At 70.2% G+C, this 15,768-nt stretch carries 14 protein-coding genes and 1 riboswitch; of the genes, 4 read left to right on the top strand and 10 right to left on the bottom strand.

Features of this window, described 5'->3' with window-relative positions; genetic code table 11:
• Window positions 1–12: 12 nt before the first annotated feature.
• The 3 genes from BHU06_RS15735 to BHU06_RS15725 form a co-directional block, all read right to left on the bottom strand.
• On the bottom strand, window positions 13–249 hold the full coding sequence (locus BHU06_RS15735) for a hypothetical protein (RefSeq protein WP_070400160.1): 237 nt from the start codon (window positions 247–249) through the stop codon (window positions 13–15).
• A 157-nt stretch (window positions 250–406) separates the two neighbouring features.
• On the bottom strand, window positions 407–1,831 hold the full coding sequence (locus BHU06_RS15730; protein ID WP_070400159.1) for an ammonium transporter: 1,425 nt from the start codon (window positions 1,829–1,831) through the stop codon (window positions 407–409).
• Window positions 1,832–1,867: 36 nt separating this feature from the next.
• Complete coding sequence (locus tag BHU06_RS15725; RefSeq protein ID WP_070400158.1) at window positions 1,868–2,206, bottom strand: P-II family nitrogen regulator; 339 nt, start codon at window positions 2,204–2,206, stop codon at window positions 1,868–1,870.
• A gap of 286 nt (window positions 2,207–2,492) precedes the next feature.
• On the opposite strand from BHU06_RS15725, the gene BHU06_RS15720 reads away from it, so the two are divergent.
• Window positions 2,493–4,025 carry a YifB family Mg chelatase-like AAA ATPase gene (locus BHU06_RS15720; protein WP_070400157.1) on the top strand — a complete coding sequence of 511 codons (1,533 nt, stop codon included), beginning with the start codon at window positions 2,493–2,495 and terminating at the stop codon, window positions 4,023–4,025.
• Window positions 4,022–5,581 (top strand): hypothetical protein, encoded by a 1,560-nt coding sequence (locus tag BHU06_RS15715; RefSeq protein ID WP_070400156.1) that lies wholly within the window; start codon window positions 4,022–4,024, stop codon window positions 5,579–5,581. The genes BHU06_RS15720 and BHU06_RS15715 overlap by 4 nt, the downstream gene beginning before the upstream one ends.
• 66 nt (window positions 5,582–5,647) lie before the next feature.
• On the opposite strand, the gene metH is transcribed toward BHU06_RS15715, so the two are convergent.
• Window positions 5,648–8,392: a methionine synthase gene (gene metH, locus BHU06_RS15710; RefSeq protein WP_083293279.1), complete on the bottom strand. Its 2,745-nt coding sequence runs from the start codon at window positions 8,390–8,392 to the stop codon at window positions 5,648–5,650.
• Between the two features lie 32 nt (window positions 8,393–8,424).
• Window positions 8,425–8,521, bottom strand: a riboswitch (S-adenosyl-L-homocysteine riboswitch).
• A 137-nt stretch (window positions 8,522–8,658) separates the two neighbouring features.
• Between metH and BHU06_RS15705 the strand changes: the two genes are divergently transcribed.
• A complete protein-coding gene (locus BHU06_RS15705) occupies window positions 8,659–9,699 on the top strand; it encodes a hypothetical protein (protein WP_070400155.1) in 1,041 nt (346 codons plus the stop codon).
• Here BHU06_RS15705 and BHU06_RS15700 read toward each other — a convergent pair.
• Window positions 9,656–10,732 (bottom strand): RNA methyltransferase, encoded by a 1,077-nt coding sequence (locus tag BHU06_RS15700; RefSeq protein WP_070400154.1) that lies wholly within the window; start codon window positions 10,730–10,732, stop codon window positions 9,656–9,658. The two genes, BHU06_RS15705 and BHU06_RS15700, sit on opposite strands and share 44 nt — an antisense overlap.
• Before the next feature lie 78 nt (window positions 10,733–10,810).
• Here BHU06_RS15700 and BHU06_RS15695 point away from each other — a divergent pair, with 78 nt between their 5' ends.
• On the top strand, window positions 10,811–11,683 hold the full coding sequence (locus BHU06_RS15695; protein ID WP_070400153.1) for a pirin family protein: 873 nt from the start codon (window positions 10,811–10,813) through the stop codon (window positions 11,681–11,683).
• A gap of 15 nt (window positions 11,684–11,698) precedes the next feature.
• Here BHU06_RS15695 and BHU06_RS15690 read toward each other — a convergent pair whose 3' ends face one another.
• The 5 genes from BHU06_RS15690 to BHU06_RS15670 form a co-directional block, all read right to left on the bottom strand.
• Window positions 11,699–11,938, bottom strand: a complete 240-nt coding sequence (locus BHU06_RS15690; RefSeq protein WP_070400152.1) for a hypothetical protein — start codon at window positions 11,936–11,938, stop codon at window positions 11,699–11,701.
• A gap of 158 nt (window positions 11,939–12,096) precedes the next feature.
• The gene (cynS, locus tag BHU06_RS15685; protein ID WP_070400151.1) at window positions 12,097–12,540 is read right to left on the bottom strand and encodes a cyanase; all 444 of its coding nucleotides are present in this window, start codon (window positions 12,538–12,540) and stop codon (window positions 12,097–12,099) included.
• Window positions 12,541–12,605: 65 nt separating this feature from the next.
• Entirely contained in the window at window positions 12,606–13,412 is an 807-nt protein-coding gene (locus BHU06_RS15680; protein WP_239478225.1) for an ABC transporter ATP-binding protein, read from the bottom strand.
• A 58-nt stretch (window positions 13,413–13,470) separates the two neighbouring features.
• Complete coding sequence (gene ntrB / locus BHU06_RS15675) at window positions 13,471–14,340, bottom strand: nitrate ABC transporter permease (RefSeq protein WP_070400149.1); 870 nt, start codon at window positions 14,338–14,340, stop codon at window positions 13,471–13,473.
• A gap of 2 nt (window positions 14,341–14,342) precedes the next feature.
• The gene (locus tag BHU06_RS15670; RefSeq protein ID WP_070400148.1) at window positions 14,343–15,752 is read right to left on the bottom strand and encodes a CmpA/NrtA family ABC transporter substrate-binding protein; all 1,410 of its coding nucleotides are present in this window, start codon (window positions 15,750–15,752) and stop codon (window positions 14,343–14,345) included.
• Window positions 15,753–15,768 lie beyond the last annotated feature (16 nt).

The following is a 15,768-nucleotide window of genomic DNA, read 5'->3' as shown; positions in this document are numbered from 1 at the left end:
CAGCTCACCGCTTCAGCGCGAGGTGAATCCCAGGCAGGCGCCAGCGTTGGGACGGCCCTTGCACTCGCGCTTGAGGCGCCGCTCGCGTGCGGCCGGGCTCTCTTCGGAGGGCGCCTTGTGGAACGTGACCTTGCCCGGCGCGCGCCGCGCCGGTGGATCGTCGGCCTTGGCCGCGACGGCCTGACCAGCCACCAGCAGCAGCGCCGCCACTGCCACCACCACACCACCCCGCCTCTTCATCCAGCCCATGCGCGCGTTCCTTGTTTGATTCGGGCGGCGATGCTAGGGCCTGCTTGCGCCCCCTGCTCCCCGGGGTACGGATCAAAAAAAAGCCCGAGGACCTGCCGGGCCTCGGGCCAGAGCCGGAAAGCACCCCGTCTTCGGACGGGGCGCCCCCTGGAGTCAATCAGCGGTGGTACGCCGTCTCGCCGTGCGAGGTGATGTCCAGGCCCTCGCGCTCGGCCTCTTCCGAGGGACGCAGGCCCATGGTGAGGTCGGCGATCTTGTAGGCGATGAAGGCCACGACGCCCGACCAGGCCACGGTCACGAGCACGCTCTTGACCTGCACCCAGACCTGGTGGCCCATGGCGAAGTCCTCGGCGCCGGTGCCGCCCAGGCCCGGCGCGGCGAACACGCCGGTCAGGATGGCGCCGACGATGCCGCCCACGCCGTGCACGCCGAACACGTCGAACGCGTCGTCCGCGCCCAGCATCTTCTTCAGGCCGCTGACGCCCCAGACGCAGACGAAGCCGGCCACGATGCCCAGCACGATGGAGCCCATGGGGCCGACGAAGCCCGCGGCCGGCGTCACGGCCACCAGGCCGGCGACGGCGCCGGAGGCGGCGCCCAGCATGGAGGCCTTGCCCTTGAGCAGGGACTCGGCCAGGCACCAGGCCAGGGTGGCGGCGGCGGTGGCCAGCACGGTGTTGATGAAGGCCAGGCCGGCCACGCCGTTGGCGGCGCCGGCCGAGCCGGCGTTGAAGCCGAACCAGCCCACCCACAGCAGCGAGGCGCCCACCATGGTCAGCGTCAGCGAGTGCGGCGTCAGCGCTTCCTTACCGTAGCCGATGCGCTTGCCCACCACGTAGGCGCCCACCAGGCCGGCGACACCGGCGTTGATGTGCACCACGGTACCGCCCGCGAAGTCGAGCGCGCCGTCGGCCGCCAGCAGGCCACCGCCCCAGACCATGTGGGCCATGGGGATGTACGAGAAGGTGAACCACAGGGCCGAGAACAGCAGCACGGCGCCGAACTTCACGCGCTCGGCGAAGGAGCCCACGATCAGCGCCACGGTGATGGCGGCGAAGGTGCCCTGGAAGGCGATGAACACGTACTCGGGGATGGTCGCCAGCGCCGACGACATGGTGCTGGCCGTGGTGCCGGCGAGGAACAGCTTGTCGAAGGAGCCGAAGAAGGTGCCCGCGCCGCCGAAGGTGAGCGAGAAGCCGTAGATGGCCCACAGCAGGGAGATGAGCGAGAAGATCACCATCACCTGCATCAGCACCGACAGCATGTTCTTCGATCGCGCCAGGCCGCCGTAGAACAGGGCCAGGCCGGGGATGGTCATCAGGATGACGAGCAGCGTGGAGGTCAGCATCCACGCGGTGTCGCCGCTGTCGAGCTTGGGCGCTTCGGGGGCGGCGGCGGGGGCCTCGGCGGCGGGGGCCTCGGCGGCGGGGGCGGCCGGCGCGGCGGCCGCAGGCGCTTCAGCGGCGGGGGCCGCGGGAGCGGCAGCGGCCGGTGCGGCCTCGGTGGTCGACTGCGCGATGGCTGCGCCACCGCCGATCGCCAGGCCCAGGCCCAGCAACAGGGAAGCCAGGAGTTTCTTCATTTGGATGGACTCGGTTGGGTTCAGGGAATGGCTGGGTCAGATCGCCTCGTTGCCGGTCTCGCCGGTGCGGATGCGGACCACTTGCTCGAGGGGCGAGACGAAGATCTTTCCGTCGCCGATCTTTCCGGTGCGCGCGGCGCCTTCGATGGCCTCGATGACGCGCTCGACCAGGTCGTCCGCGACGGCCGCTTCGATCTTGACCTTGGGCAGGAAGTCGACCACGTACTCCGCGCCGCGGTAGAGCTCGGTATGCCCCTTCTGCCGGCCGAAGCCCTTGACCTCGGTGACGGTGATGCCCTGCACGCCCACGCCGGAGAGCGCCTCGCGCACCTCGTCCAGCTTGAACGGCTTGATGACGGCTGAAACCATTTTCACGACGATCCCTCCAGGGGTTGGTTGATCTGGTGTCTGCCTTAGCAGCTTGTGTGCCAACCCGGAGCGCCCGGGTGCGGGCCCCTGGGGCGGTCGGCACCAGGATGAGGCCCCGCCCGCGCCGCAGCACCCCAGGGGGGCCTCGACGCACCACCGCGGTGCCATATGCGCCGAATCGGGGACGGGCCGGCGCCCGACACCCCCACCGGTGTCGTGCCAGCGGCGCCCGCAGAATCGGCCGCCCCGTGGCCGCCGCCGGCGGCCGCGCACCTGAACAGGGAGAACACCCCTGGCGCTGGCGCATGTGCACAGCCGCGCGCTGCAGGGGCTGGCCGCCCGGCCCGTGAGCGTGGAAGTCCACCTGGCCAACGGCCTGCCCAGCTTCACGCTGGTGGGCCTGGCCGACACCGAAGTGAAGGAAGCGCGCGAGCGGGTGCGCGCGGCCATCGCCAACAGCGGCCTGGAGTTTCCGCACAGCCAGCGCATCACCGTGAACCTGGCGCCGGCCGACCTGCCCAAGGACTCGGGGCGCTTCGACCTGCCGATCGCGCTGGGCATCCTGGCCGCCAGCGGGCAGATCGAGGCCGAACCCCTGGCGCGCGGCGTGTACGCGGGCGAGCTGTCCCTGGGCGGCGAGTTGCGCCCGGTGCGCGGCGCGCTGGCCATGGCGCTGGCCCTCGCGCAGGACGCGGCGCCCCGCACCCTGGTGCTGCCGCCGGGCAGCGCCGAAGAGGCCGCCCTGGTGCCCGGCGCCCACGTGGTGCGCGCGCGCCACCTGATCGATGTGGTGGCGCGCCTGCGGCGCGAGCAGCCGGCCACGCAGGACGACGCGGGCTGGGCGCGGCTGGAGCCGCGCGACAGCGTCCCGGCGCCACCCGGGGGACCCGACCTTGCCGACGTGAAAGGCCAGGTGGCGGCGCGCCGCGCGCTGGAGATCGCGGCCGCCGGCGGCCACAGCCTGCTGCTGGTGGGGCCGCCGGGCGCCGGCAAGTCCATGCTGGCGCAGCGCCTGGGCGGGCTGCTGCCGCCCATGGCCACCGACGAGGCCCTGCAGGCCGCGGCCGTGGCCTCGCTGGCCGGGCGCTTCGATCCCGCGCGCTGGGGCGAGCGGCCTTTCTGCGCGCCGCACCACAGCGCCTCCGCCGTGGCGCTGGTGGGCGGGGGCTCGCCGCCGCGGCCGGGCGAGATCTCGCTCGCCCACCAAGGCGTGCTGTTCCTCGACGAGCTGCCCGAGTTCGCGCGCCACGCGCTGGAGGCGCTGCGCGAGCCGCTGGAGACCGGCCGCATCCGCGTCTCGCGCGCGGCGCAGCAGGCCGAGTTCCCCGCGCGTTTCCAGCTCGTGGCCGCCATGAACCCCTGCCCCTGCGGCTACCGCGGCCACCCGGTGCGCGCCTGCCGCTGCACGCCAGAGCAGGTGCAGCGCTACCAGGGCCGGCTCAGCGGTCCGCTGCTCGACCGCATCGACCTGCAGGTGGAGGTGCCCGCGCTGCCCGGCGGGCAGCTGCTGCAGGGACCGCCGGGCGAGGGCAGCGCCGCGGTGCGCGAGCGCGTGGTGGCCGCGCACACGCTGGCGCTGCGGCGCCAGGGCCAGCCCAACCGCGCGCTGGCGGGCGGCGCGCTCGAGGAGCACGCGCGCGCCGAGCCGGCGGCGCTGAAGTTCCTGCACGCGGCGGCCGTGCGCCTGGCCTGGAGCGGGCGCGGCACGCACCGGGCGCTGCGCGTGGCCCGCACCATCGCCGACCTGGCCGGGCACGAGCGCGTGGGCGCCGCCGACGTGGCGGAGGCGGTGCAGTACCGGCGCGTGCTGGGGGCGTTCGCATGAAGCGCGTCGGGGGGTTTTGCGGCCCCGTCACGGGAGGGCAGCGGCGCATCGACACCACGCCCGCCTCACCACAGGCGCTGCTGAACGCGGTGCACGCCTGCATCGGCCACAGCGGCAGCCACACGGCCTACACGGAGCTCCAGCTGCAGGACTGCAACAGCACCGCGGACCTGGTGGAGGTGTTCTTCGACGCGCAAGCCCACGCCAGCCCCGACTGCGCGGGCCAGTACAGCCTGCTGGTGTTCCTGGGCAAGCTGCCCCCGCAGACACGCCCCGCGTTCGCCCCGTTGCTGCTGGCGGCCCTGCCCGCGTCATGCAGAAACGACACACTCGCCGACCACTTGCACCTGCTGCTCGAACACCTGCCCACCCGCGCCGACTGCCCCGCCGAGGTGAGGCCCCACCTGGACCGCTGTGTGAAGCGGTTCCTGGATCGATTCGATCGCTGCTTCGACGCCTACGAACGGCGCCCGGGGGCCAGGGAGGCGCTCAGCGCGATCAAGCGGCACGTCGAGCAACACCTGGCGCCGGCGAACCCCGCGCGCACCGGCCATGTCGATGCGACCCCGCCCGCGCGGCCCGACCCCCAGCACGTCGTCGGCGCGGCCCGGCACATCATGAGCTGCAAGCCCATTCCCCTGAGCGCCAGGCTGTGGACCGCCTTGTCTCACCTGTCCCGCGGCAGCCAAGGCATCGCACCGCTGCGACGGTGGCTGGCGACCTTCTCGACCACGCAGGACACGGACGCGCTGCTGAGCTGGCTCTGGGGCATCCACCCCGGGGCAGCGCTGGGTCTGCGGCGCCTGTTGGTGCAGGCGTGCGGCCCTCTGACGCCCAGCGTCCCAGCCACCGCGCCCGACGTCATGTCCGCGCCACTGATGCACGCCACCGGCGCCGCCCGCTACCTGCTGGCCCTGGCCGGCGCCCATCCATCGGCCCTGTCGTGCGCCGACCCGCGGCTGGACCCGCCGGCGGTAAGCCGGGCCCTGAGCGCCTTCGCGACCTGCGGGTCCGAACGGGAAGTCGTGGCCTTCCTTCGAAGCAGCACCCCGCGCCAGCTGCTGGGCGTGCTGGCGTGCCTGGGCCGGCTCTACCCGCCCGCGGCCAAGGCCTTCGCCTTTGTCGCGGCCAAGGCCATCCTCGGCGCGCGCACCCGGGCGGTGGCCCCGGGCTTGAAGGCCATTGTGGTGGCCCACTGGCCGGCGGCCGCGCGGTGGAACTGGGGCGCCCCCAGCGACACGCCGGAGAACACCCCCTACACCGAACAGGACCTGGCCGATCTCGCGCGGGACCTTCAGGCCATGGCACTGCCCGAGCCGGTGTTCCACGCCCTCAAGCGGCTGGCCGGGTGTTCCTTGGGCGCCCATGAAACGGCCAGCCTCACGGCCATCCACGACATGCCCGACCCGATCCTGGGAGGCGTGCTCGACGCCTTGTCGCTGAGCGGGGACGGCGAGGCCGTCCGGCGCCTGGCCGCCCTGGCGCGGCTGGCGCGAAACCGGCCGCCTGAGGTCATGGACTGGCTGCGCGGTCTCGCCGGGGATGGCACCGGCTGACCCCCGGTGCGCCGGGCAATGCCGGGACCCGCGCGAGCGGGGGCGCGGCGGCCCGCGCGCCGGGGGTCAGAGGTTGGGCGCCAGCCAGCGCTGCAGGTCCGCGCGCGCCACGGCGCTGCGCTGGGCCAGGTCGTCCAGCTGGTCCTCGCCGATCTTGCCGACGTTGAAGTAGGTGCTCTGCGGGTGGCTCAGGTAGAAGCCGCTCACGCTGGCCGCTGGCGACATGGCCAGGCTTTCGGTCAGGCCCATGCCGATCTCCTCGGCCTGCAGCAGCCGAAACAGGCCGCGCTTGACGGTGTGGTCCGGGCAGGCCGGGTAGCCCGGCGCGGGGCGGATGCCCTGGTACTTTTCCTTGATGAGCTCCTCGTTGCTCAGCGCCTCGTTCGGCGCGTAGCCCCACAGGTCGGTGCGCACGCGGTGGTGCATCTGCTCGGCCAGGGCCTCGGCCAGGCGGTCGGCCAGGGCCTTGAACATGATGGCCGAGTAGTCGTCGAGGTCGTCGAGGAACTGCTTCTCTTTCTTCTCCACGCCCAGGCCCGCCGTCACCGCGAACAGGCCCACGTAGTCCGGGGCCACGCCCTGGGGCGCCACGAAGTCGGCCAGGCAGCGGCTGGGACGCATCACGCCGTCGATCTCCTGCTTCTCGGTCTGCTGGCGCAGGCCGTGCCACACCAGCACCGGGCGCTCACGCGACTCGTCGGCGTAGAGCGCGATGTCGTCGTCGTTCACGCAGTTGGCCGGGTACAGGCCGATGACCGCGCTGGCCGTGAGCCAGCGGCCGTCAATGATGCGCTGGAGCATGCGCTTGCCGTCGCTGAACACGCGGCGCGCCTCCTCGCCCACCACCTCGTCCTTCAGTATCTCGGGGAAGGGACCGGCCAGGTCCCAGGTCTGGAAGAAGGGACCCCAGTCGATGTACCTCGCGAGCTCGGCCAGGTCCACGTTCTTGAACACGCGCCGGCCGATGAACTTGGGCACGGGCGGGGTGTAGCCGCCCCACTCGATGGGCGTGCGGTTGGCTCGCGCCTTGTCCAGCGGCCACAGCGGCACCTGCTTCTTGTTGGCGTGCTGGTGGCGCACGCGCTCGTAGTCGGCGTTGACCTCGGCGATGTAGGCCGTGGCCTGGTCCGACAGCAGGCCCTGGGCCACGCTCACGCTGCGCGAGGCATCGGGCACGTAGACCACCGGTCCCTCGTAGTGCGGCGCGATCTTCACCGCCGTGTGCACGCGGCTGGTGGTGGCGCCGCCGATCAGCAGCGGGATCTTCTTGATGCGGAAGTGCTCGTCCTTCTGCATCTCGCTGGCCACGTACTGCATCTCTTCCAGGCTGGGCGTGATCAGGCCCGACAGGCCCACGATGTCCGCGCCCTCGACCTTGGCCTTGGCCAGGATCTCGTGGCACGGGACCATCACGCCCATGTTCACCACCTCGAAGTTGTTGCACTGGAGCACGACGGTGACGATGTTCTTGCCGATGTCGTGCACGTCGCCCTTGACGGTGGCGATGACGATCTTGCCCTTGGAGCGCACGTCGCCGCCGGCGGCTTCCAGACGCTTCTTCTCTTCCTCGATGTAGGGCAGCAGGTAGGCCACGGCCTGTTTCATCACGCGCGCGCTCTTGACCACCTGGGGCAGGAACATCTTGCCCTGGCCGAACAGATCGCCCACGACGTTCATGCCGTCCATGAGCGGGCCTTCGATCACGTTCAGCGGGCGCCCGCCGCCGGCCTCGATCTCGCGCCACATGGCCTCGGTGTCTTCGGTGATGAAGTCGTTGATGCCGCGCACCAGCGCGTGCGACAGGCGCTCGCGCAGCGGCAGTTCGCGCCAGGCGTTCTTCTGCGAATCGTCCTTGGCCGCGCCCTTGGCGCTCTCGGCGATCTCGAGCAGGCGCTCGGCGGCGTCCGGGCGGCGGTTCAGCACCACGTCCTCCACGCGCTCGCGCAGCGTGGGTTCCAGTTCGTCGTACACGCCGACCATGCCGGCGTTGACGATGCCCATGTCCATGCCGGCCTGAATGGCGTGGTACAGGAAGACGGTGTGGATGGCCTCGCGCACCGGGTCGTTGCCGCGGAAGCTGAAGCTCACGTTGGACACGCCGCCCGAGACCTTCGCGCCCGGCAGGTGCTGCTTGATCCAGCGCGTGGCGTTGATGAAGTCCACCGCGTAGTTGTTGTGCTCCTCGATGCCGGTGGCGATGGCGAAGATGTTGGGGTCGAAGACGATGTCCTCGGGCGGGAAGCCCACCTCGTCCACCAGGATGCGGTAGGCGCGCTCGCAGATCTGGATCTTGCGCTCGTAGGTGTCGGCCTGGCCGGTCTCGTCGAAGGCCATCACCACGGTCGCCGCACCGTAGCGCTTGATGAGGCGGGCCTGGCGCTTGAACTCCTCCACGCCCTCCTTCATGCTGATGGAGTTGACGACGCCCTTGCCCTGCAGGCAGCGCAGGCCGGCCTCGATGACGCTCCACTTGGAGCTGTCCACCATCACCGGCACGCGCGCGATGTCGGGCTCGCCGGCCATGAGGTTGAGGAAGCGCACCATGGCGGCCTCGCTGTCGAGCATGGCCTCGTCCATGTTGACGTCGACGATCTGCGCGCCGTTCTCCACCTGCTGGCGCGCCACGGCCAGCGCGTCCTCGAAGCGGCCCTCGAGGATCATGCGCGCGAAGGCCTTGGAGCCGGTGACGTTGGTGCGCTCGCCGACGTTGACGAACAGGCTGCCCGCGCCGATGGCGAGCGGCTCCAGGCCCGACAGCAGCATCGGGCGAACGGCGGGGGAAACGGGGGCGGAGGAGGTCTCGGAGGACATGCGGCTCACCAGGGTTGTTTGCGAAAAAACCGAGCTGGTGAGCGTCGTTGGGGCCGGTCCAGCCCACTCAAGCCTGACGGCCCCGACCCGGGAGGCCCTGGGCTGGCCGCTGCAACGCTCCTTGAGAGAGCAGGGATTTTAGCGACAGGCCTCAAACCCCTCGTCCGTTCGGCCTGAACAGCCATTTGGCTGGCGCCCTGGGGCTTCCGGGCGTTACTGAGCACGCGTTCAGGCCCCCACCCCCTCCGTTTCTCTCCATTGGCGCCATGATTGCTCTGTCCACCCCCCGCCCCGGCAAAACACAGGCGCTCTGCCCCGATGGCGAGACGTTTGACCTGCGGCAGCTGTATGCGTATGGCCAGTCGGTCAACAAGGGCTGGCGGACGGGGCCGACCATTCTCCTCATCAAGAACAAGACCGGGCCGAAGGGCGAGCGCACGCAATGCCTGTCGGTCACCCCCAAGAACGCGAAGGGCACCACCACCAGCGCCTCGGACGCCGCGGAACGGCTGGTGCGGACCCTCGCGCGCCGCTTCATTGCGGATCGCCCCTACCCGACGGAGGTGAAGGAAGCCCTGGACTCGATCTGGTCTCGCGTGACCACGGGCCATCAGGTGGTGCTGGACACCGCGTTCCTGAAAGACCTCAAAGTACTGATCGACCCGCCGAGCGGCCGCGTTCCCACCACCAGGACCGTCCTTCGCGCGCTGGGCCACGCGGCCACGGCGGACCAGGTCAAGGACAGCGCGGACATCCCGACCATCGCGGACCTCATTCGATCGCTGGAGCCCTTGGAGCGGGAACGTTTCAAGTACCGCTTGAACCGCGACTGGGGGCATGAGGCCTCCACCCAGCAGCTGCTGGCGGCACTGAACGCCCAGGCGCCGGCCAGGCACGGGCCGCACGAAACAACCCGGCGCGTGGAGCGTCAGCAGGCACTGGCGCTCGGGGACCCGCCCTACACCCGGCGCACAAGCACCGATCCGATGCGCTTCATCGAGCTGAGCGACCCGCCCGCCACGACGGCCGACGCATCGCCACCGCGGCTGGGCCAGGCGTTTGTCGACATCTTTGGCCAGCGGCTCAAGGGGCTCGGCATCTCGAACTTTCTGACGGTCACCCCCGACACCACCGTCAAGGAACTCGCCCAGTTCACCGCCATGCTCGACAACGAGGCGTTGGAGAGTTTCCGCTTCACCCTGCAATGGGTCGAGCAAGGCCGCCCGCTGGAGCCCGGCCTGAAGAACACGCCGCAAGCACGGCTCACGGCGCGCCTGCTGATGGAAGAAATGGAGACGGTCCGCTGACGGCCCGCCGCCGCAGCGCCACCACGCGCTCGCCCGTGTCCAGCGAGCGCGCCCGCAGCTGGCCGCAGCCCGCGTCCACGTCCTGCCCGGCCGAGTGGCGCAGCTTGGTGAGGATGCCCTGGCGGTGCAGGCGGCGCGCGATGTCGGCCGCTTTTTCCCACGCGGGGCGCTGGAACGGCAGACCGTCGACGGCGTTGTAGGGAATGAGGTTGAGCACGCCGTAGCGGCCACCGAGCAGGCGCACGATGCCGTCGATTTCATCGTCGCCGTCGTTCACGCCGTCCAGCAGGGTCCACTGGTATTGCACCGGGTAGCCGGTGGCGCGCGCGTAGGCCTCGGCGCGCTCCACCAGCTCGGTGGGCGTGAGGCGCGGCGCGCGCGGCAGCAGTTGCTCGCGCAGATCGGGCTTGGTGGTGTGCAGCGACAGCGCCAGCGCGGGCTTGACCGCGCCACGCGGCAGGGCCTCGAAGGCGCGCTCGTCCCCCACGGTGGAGAACACCAGGTTCTTGTGGCCGATGCCGCCCACGGTGCCCAGCAGCTCGATGGCCTCGAGCACCGCGTCCAGGTTGTGCGCGGGCTCGCCCATGCCCATGAAGACCACCTTGTTCACCGGCCGGCCGGCGCGCGCCAGCGCCACCTGGGCCAGGATCTCGGCACTGCCGAGCTGGCGCAGCAGGCCGCCGGTGCCGGTCATGCAGAAGGCGCAGCCCACGGCGCAGCCGACCTGGGTGGACACGCACAGGCCGCCGCGCGGCAGGCGCACGCTCTCCACGGTCTGGCCGTCGCGCAGGGCCACCAGCAGGCGGGCCGAGCCGTCCTCGCCCGGGTGCTCGGCCTGCAGGCGCGCCAGGCCGGCGAGTTCCTCGCGCAGCGCCGGCAGGGCCTCGAACAGGGCCTTGGGGAAGTGGTGCTCGGGCTTGCGCCGGCCGGCGTCGGCCGGCAGGGCGTGCAGCCAGTGGCGCAGCACGCGCTGCGCATGCAGCGGCCCAGCCCCGAGGGCGGTGAGGCGTTGGCGCAGTTCGCTCAGTTGCATGGGGCGGGCATTGTCGCGCACGGCACCCGGGCATCCGCTCCCGGTCGACAATGGCCGGCCACGACCAAGGAGACCCCGATGCTGGAAATGGTGATCGACGCGCGCGCCGCCGACCTGGGCCACGGCCTGACGGTGCGGCGCGTGCTGCCTTACGCGAAACGCCGCATGGTCGGCCCCTTCATCTTTGTGGACCACGCCGGCCCCGTGACGCTGGCGGCCGAGGACACGCGCGCGGCCGACGTGCGACCGCACCCGCACATCGGCCTGTCCACCGTGAGCTACCTGCTCAGCGGACAGATCAAGCACCGCGACAGCCTGGGCGTGGTGCAAGACATCGTGCCCGGCGACGTGAACTGGATGACCGCCGGCCGCGGCATCTCGCACAGTGAGCGCTTCACCCACCCCGATTCCTTCGCGGGCGGCGGGCTGGAGCTGATGCAGCTCTGGGTGGCGCTGCCCGAGCGGGACGAGGAAACCGAGCCGGCCTTCACCCACTACCCGGCCAGCGAGCTGCCGGTGCGCGAACGGGACGGCGTGTGGATGCGCCTGATCGCGGGCGAGGCCTATGGCCTGAAGAGCCCCGTGCGCACGCACTCGCCGCTGTTCTACCTGCACACCGAATGGCAGGCCGGCGCCAGCCTGGCCCTGCCCGGCGGCCACCGCGAACAGGCGGTGTACGTGGCGCGCGGCGAGATCGAGTACGCGGGCGAGGTCTACCGCCCCGGGCAGCTGCTGGTGTTCGGCGACGACGCCGACGCGCTCGTCACCGCGCGCGTGCCGAGCACGCTGATGGTCTTCGGTGGCGAGCCATTGGGCGAGCGGCACGTCTGGTGGAACTTCGTGTCCTCACGCAAGGAGCGCATCGAGCAGGCCAAGGCGGACTGGGCCGCCGGGCGCATCCCGCTGCCGCCGGGAGACGACCAGGAGTGGATCCCGCTGCCCAAGGCCTAGGCCGCGCAGGCCGGCCTAAGACCCGTACGGGTCGTCCGCCTTCCTGCGCTGCACCCGCGCCGCGCCCCACACCACGCGCAGTGGCCGGCCCTCGCGCGCCAGGCTGTCGGCCACCTTGTCGATCACGTGGCGGCGGCGCATGCCGTTGCCGGGCACGTCGAATTCCCAGAGCGTGAGCGAACCGTCGGGCCGCTCCTCCACCAGGATGGAGAAGCAGCCGTAGGGATCGCGGTACTTGAGGGTGCGGCAGTACATGTCGGCTCGCCGGGAACGAGCCGGTGGGTAACCGAAGGGCCTCCAAGGTTCACCACGCACGCCTCGCCCGCGACAGCCCGCTCCGGAGACACCACGGAACCGGCTCCGACGGGCCGTTGGTGCCGCCTTTCCAGGGGCAGGCGCGCAGCACCGCGGGGTCAATATTGCTTGTACGGCAGGAACTTGCCCGACATCACGATGTTCACGCGGTCGCCGTTCGGGTCCTTCTCGCGCTTCATGTCCATCTTGAAGTCGATCGCGCTCATGATGCCGTCGCCGAACTCTTCGTGGATGAGCTCCTTGAAGGTGGTGCCGTAGACGCTGATGAGTTCGTAGAAGCGGTAGATCAGCGGGTCGGTGGGCACGCTGGTGGGCAGCGAGCCCTTGTAAGGCACGACCTGCAGCCACTTCTGCTCCTCGGCCGTCAGGCCGAAGACCTTGCCCAGGACCTTGGCCTGCGCGGGCGTGGCGGTCATCTGACCCAGGCACAGGGCCGTGGTCCACTCCTTGGACTGGCCGACTTTCTTGGCGACGTCCTCCCACTTCAGGCCCTTGCTGACCTTGGTGGCGATGATCTTCTCGGTGACTTCGATGCGGCTCATGGTGGGTGGTCTCGTTGTGGTGGCGGGGTGAAAGGGTTGGAGCGGGGGCTGCGGGGTGTCGCCGGTCAATGCGCCTTCGCCCGGGAGACGAGGAAGTCGACGATGTGGTTGCGCAGGGCGTAGTAGCCGTCCAGGTGGTGCAGCTGGGTGCGCGTGCGCTCGCGCGGCAAGGGGTTGTCCACCACCTCGGCCAGGCCGCCCGGCCGGTAAGCGCCATCCACCTCGGCCCCGTTGCTCATGAGCAGGATGCGGTCGGCCAGCAGGATGGCCTCGTCCACGTCGTGGGTGATCATGAACACGGTCTGCCGCGTCTCGCGCACGATGCCCAGGAGTTCGTCCTGGATCGTGCCGCGCGTGAGCGCGTCCAGCGCGCCAAAGGGCTCGTCGAGCAGCAGCATCTTGGGCTGGATAGCAAAGGCGCGCGCGATGCCCACGCGCTGCTTCATGCCGCCCGACAGCTGCGAGGGCTTCTTGTCGATGGCCGGGCTCAGGCCCACCATGGCCACGTACTTCTCGACCTGCGCCTCGACCTCGGGTTTCTTCCAGTCGGGCCAGCGCGACTTCACCGCGAAGGCGATGTTCTGGCGCACCGTGAGCCAGGGCATGAGCGCGTGGCCCTGGAAGACCACGCCGCGCTCCAGGCTGGGGCCAGCGATTTCGCGGCCGTCCATGAACGCGTGGCCCGCGCTGGCCGTGTCCAGGCCGGCCAGCACATTGAGAATGGTCGTCTTGCCGCAGCCGCTGTGGCCGATGATGCAGACGAACTCGCCCCGGTCGATGCCGAAGTCGACGTTGGCGAAGACCGGCTTGTCGGCCTGGTAGGCCTTGGCGAGGCGCTCGACCTGCAGGAAGGCGCGGGAATGGGCGCTCATGGAATTGCCTTGTGCTTGTGTGGCGCGTGTCGCGGCTGCGACGCCCTGTTGCCGGCCGTCACTCCACATAGGTCACCGCCTGCTGCAATTGCGCGAACATCAGGTCGAGCAGCATGCCCACCACCCCGATCACCAGCACCGCGAAGATCACGTTGGTGAGCGAGAGGTTGTTCCACTCGTTCCACACGAAATAGCCGATGCCGGTGCCGCCCACCAGCATCTCGGCCGCGACGATGACCAGCCAGGCAATGCCCATGCTGATGCGCATGCCCGTGAGGATGGTGGGCGCGGCGGCGGGCAGCACCACCAGGAAGGCCTTGCGCAGCGGGTTCACCTCCAGCGTGGCGGCCACGTTGAGCCAGTCGCGCTTGACCGAGGCGACGCCGAAGGCGGTGTTGATCAGCATCGGCCAGACCGAGCAGATGAAGATGACGAAGATGCCGCTGACATTGCTGTCCTTGAGCGTGTAGAGCGCGAGCGGCATCCAGGCCAGGGGGCTGATGGGCTTCAACACCTGCACGAAGGGATCGAAGGCCTTGCTCATGAGTGGCGACATGCCGATGAGAAAGCCCAGCGGGATGGCCACCAGCATGGCCAGCGCGAAACCCAGGCCCACGCGCGCCAGCGAATGCGCGATCTGGATGCCGATGCCCTTGTCGTTGGGGCCCTTGTCGTAGAAGGGATCGGACAAGTGCTTCCAGCTGGCCTCGGCCACCGCCAGCGGGGGCGGGAAGCCGTCCGACTTGACCACGGCCGCGCCCGGGTCCTTGCCCATGAGCTTGGCGTACTCCAGCTCTTCCGGCGTGAGCGGGGCGGCGGCCGAGGGCGCGCCCCCGCCGCCCGTGCCGATCTGCCAGGCGCCGACGAAGACCACCAGCAGCAGCAGCGAGACCAGCGCGGCGCGCAGGTTCAGGTTCAGCGCCTTCATGCTCAAGCCGCCTTGCGGACCGCGAAGCTGTCGAGGTAATCCTTCGGCCTGGCCGGGTCGAACACCTTGCCCATGATGGTGTGCTTCCCGTAGCCCGGCCCGGCCTTGAAGTCCTGGCCGAGCGCTTTCATGTGCCGGCGCGCGTCGGTGATGAGGAAGACGCGCTCGGCGATCTGGTGGTAGTTGACCTCGCCTTTGATGTAGCCCCAGCGCTGCATCTGCGTGAGCATCCACACCGCCATGCTCTGCCAGGGCATGGGATCGAAATCGGCGCGGTCGGGCACGTTCTGGATCTTGCCCAGGCCGTCGGCGAAACGACCGGTGAGCACCTGGGCCACCACGGTCTCGGGCTGGTTCAGGTAGGCCTGCGGCGAGATCACCTTGGCGATGAGCTCGCGGTTCTTGGGCTGCCGGGCCATGGCCGCGGCCGTGAGCACCGAGCGGTACAGCGCCGCGAAGGTATTGGGGTTCTGGCGGATGAATTCGGCGCTGGTGCCGAAGGCGCAGCAGGGGTGGCCGTTCCACAGGTCCTTGGTGAGCACGTGCAGGAAGCCGACCTCGTCGTACACCGCGCGCTGGTTGAACGGGTCGGGGCCGAGGTAGCCGTCGATGTTGCCGGCGCGCAGGTTGGCCACCATCTCGGGCGGCGGCACCACGCGGATCTGGATGTCGGTGTCGGGGTTGAGCCCGTGCTCGGCCACGTAGTAGCGCAACAGGAAGTTGTGCATCGAGAACTCGAAGGGCACGGCGAACCTGAAGCCCTTCCATTGCTTCGGGTCGCGCCTGTCCTTGTGCTTGACGTGCAGCGTGATGGCCTGGCCGTTGGTGTTCTGGATGGTGGCCACGTTCATGGGCGTGGCATTGGAGCCCACGCCCAGGGAAATGGCGAGCGGCATGGGCGACAGGAAGTGCGTGGCGTCGTACTCCTTGTTGATCATCTTGTCGCGGATAAGCGCCCATCCCGCCGTCTTGATGACCTCCACATTGAGGCCTTCGCGCTGATAGAAGCCCAGGGGGTGGGCCATGATCAGCGGCGTGGCGCAGGTGATGGGAATGAAGCCGATCTTGAGATCGGTCTTCTCCAGCCGGCCCTTCTCCTGCGCCATGGCCTGCAGGCTGGCGATGGGCAGCACGCTGGCGATGGCCGCCATGGCCGTGCCCTTGCCCACGGCGCGAAGGAAGCGCCGGCGCACCGCATCCTGCGGAAACAGTGCCTTCACCAGCGTGGCCTCGATGAAGTCGCGGCTGTAGGCCTCGAACTCGCTGCTCTCGCTGCGCTCGCGCAGCGCGCCCGCGGCCTGCGCGGCAGCGGCCTCTTCGGCCTGGTGCTCGGCGATGCTGTGATCTCGCCCGCAGCTGCACTTGAGCATCAGCGGCTTGTCGGCGTTGTACGGGTCGAAGAAGTCGGACATGGCGCACCTCGTGTGT

It is taken from the genome of Hydrogenophaga sp. PML113, assembly GCF_001777155.1.
In the GTDB taxonomy this organism is placed as follows: domain Bacteria; phylum Pseudomonadota; class Gammaproteobacteria; order Burkholderiales; family Burkholderiaceae_C; genus Hydrogenophaga; species Hydrogenophaga borbori.
This window is presented reverse-complemented; position numbering and strand designations above follow the sequence as displayed.

Coding starts and splice junctions, on each gene's coding strand:
- BHU06_RS15735 (WP_070400160.1), bottom strand. CDS start 249: ATGGGCTGGATGAAGAGGCGGGGTGGTGTGGTGGTGGCAGTGGCGGCG.
- BHU06_RS15730 (WP_070400159.1), bottom strand. CDS start 1,831: ATGAAGAAACTCCTGGCTTCCCTGTTGCTGGGCCTGGGCCTGGCGATC.
- BHU06_RS15715 (WP_070400156.1), top strand. CDS start 4,022: ATGAAGCGCGTCGGGGGGTTTTGCGGCCCCGTCACGGGAGGGCAGCGG.
- metH (WP_083293279.1), bottom strand. CDS start 8,392: ATGTCCTCCGAGACCTCCTCCGCCCCCGTTTCCCCCGCCGTTCGCCCG.
- BHU06_RS15705 (WP_070400155.1), top strand. CDS start 8,659: ATGATTGCTCTGTCCACCCCCCGCCCCGGCAAAACACAGGCGCTCTGC.
- BHU06_RS15700 (WP_070400154.1), bottom strand. CDS start 10,732: ATGCAACTGAGCGAACTGCGCCAACGCCTCACCGCCCTCGGGGCTGGG.
- BHU06_RS15695 (WP_070400153.1), top strand. CDS start 10,811: ATGCTGGAAATGGTGATCGACGCGCGCGCCGCCGACCTGGGCCACGGC.
- BHU06_RS15690 (WP_070400152.1), bottom strand. CDS start 11,938: ATGTACTGCCGCACCCTCAAGTACCGCGATCCCTACGGCTGCTTCTCC.
- cynS (WP_070400151.1), bottom strand. CDS start 12,540: ATGAGCCGCATCGAAGTCACCGAGAAGATCATCGCCACCAAGGTCAGC.
- BHU06_RS15680 (WP_239478225.1), bottom strand. CDS start 13,412: ATGAGCGCCCATTCCCGCGCCTTCCTGCAGGTCGAGCGCCTCGCCAAG.
- ntrB (WP_070400149.1), bottom strand. CDS start 14,340: ATGAAGGCGCTGAACCTGAACCTGCGCGCCGCGCTGGTCTCGCTGCTG.
- BHU06_RS15670 (WP_070400148.1), bottom strand. CDS start 15,752: ATGTCCGACTTCTTCGACCCGTACAACGCCGACAAGCCGCTGATGCTC.